Genomic DNA, 330 nt, shown 5'->3' with positions numbered 1-330 from the left:
AGACGGTGAGCATCACCATCAGCGGGCTGCCGGCAGGCGCCACGCTGTCGGCGGGGACGCACAACCCGGACGGCAGCTACACGCTGACCCAGGCGCAGCTGACCGGTCTGACCATCACCTCGCCGGACCCTGGCAACACCACGCTGCATGTGACGGCCACCGTCACAGACAGCTCCAGCGGCACGACGGCGACGACCAGCACCAATGTCGGGCTGAACGTGCTGAACGTCGCCGATGCGCCGGGTCTAACCCTGCCAGCGCTGTCGCTGGCCGGGCTGGAGGACGTCTCGATCGCCTTGCCGATCGCGCTGGCGCCGCTGTCGCCGACGG

Annotated in this window: 1 protein-coding gene; it reads left to right on the top strand. The window is 69.7% G+C overall.

Features of this window, described 5'->3' with window-relative positions:
- A partial coding sequence (locus tag GVN67_RS29575) for a hypothetical protein (protein WP_160000812.1) occupies nucleotides 1-330 on the top strand: 330 nt, incomplete at both ends.

The sequence above is a fragment of the Roseomonas sp. 18066 genome, assembly GCF_902706185.1.
In the GTDB taxonomy this organism is placed as follows: domain Bacteria; phylum Pseudomonadota; class Alphaproteobacteria; order Acetobacterales; family Acetobacteraceae; genus Pseudoroseomonas.
This window is presented reverse-complemented; position numbering and strand designations above follow the sequence as displayed.